Below are 307 nucleotides of genomic sequence, written 5' to 3' on the forward strand. Positions count from 1 at the left end.
CGGGTGGGCCGTGGGCGGGTCCGGCGTCGGTGTCGATGGCGGCGGCGGCGGCGCCGTATGTGGGGTGGTTGAGCGCGGCCGCGGCGCGGGCGGAGACGGCGGCGGCGTCGGCGGCGGCGGCGGCGACGGCGTTTGAGGCGGCGGTGTCGGCGACGGTGCATCCGGCGGCGGTGGCGGCCAATCGGGTGTTGTTGGGGGCGTTGGTGGCGACCAATTTCTTGGGGCAGAACACGCCGGCGATTGCGGCTACTGAGTTCGATTATGTGGAGATGTGGGCTCAGGATGTGGGGGCGATGGTCGGCTATGA

1 protein-coding gene is annotated in these 307 nt (G+C 72.3%); it reads left to right on the plus strand.

The window, feature by feature from the left end; translation table 11 throughout:
- On the plus strand, positions 1-307 hold a 307-nt coding region (locus tag BST40_RS28650; RefSeq protein ID WP_142276882.1), incomplete at both ends, for a PPE family protein.

Source organism: Mycobacterium persicum (assembly GCF_002086675.1).
Classification (GTDB): Bacteria; Actinomycetota; Actinomycetes; order Mycobacteriales; family Mycobacteriaceae; genus Mycobacterium; species Mycobacterium persicum.